Source organism: Chryseobacterium sp. SIMBA_038, assembly GCF_046535115.1.
In the GTDB taxonomy this organism is placed as follows: Bacteria; Bacteroidota; Bacteroidia; order Flavobacteriales; family Weeksellaceae; genus Chryseobacterium.
Genome location: NZ_JAWRXH010000098.1, coordinates 1 through 293 on the forward strand (window position 1 = coordinate 1; position 293 = coordinate 293).

Consider the following 293-nt stretch of genomic DNA (forward strand, 5'->3'; position numbering starts at 1 on the left):
CGTTTGACCCAATCCAGCAGCGTCTGCGGCGTACAGCCGATCATCGGCGCTATCGATTGGACCGCTGCCCACATCGACGGGTGTTCGCTACGCTGCTCGCGCACCAGGCGCACTGCGCGCTCCCGGACTTCCGGGGAAAACTTGCTTGGCTTCTTGTTCATGGCTCCATTCTCTCAAGAGTTGGAGCCTCCACAAAACTCGGGGCGGTTCAATGCGATCGCCTCCCGGGTGCTTCAGTAGGTGTCGCTGCAACTGCTGCAGCGGCTGTGGCATCGTGACGAACGGAGCACCAT

At 61.1% G+C, this 293-nt stretch carries 1 pseudogene; it reads right to left on the minus strand.

Annotated features, from left to right (window positions below):
* Positions 1-161, minus strand: a pseudogene (locus SB689_RS22865) (IS3 family transposase); the annotation flags it as partial.
* Positions 162-293: the final 132 nt, after the last annotated feature.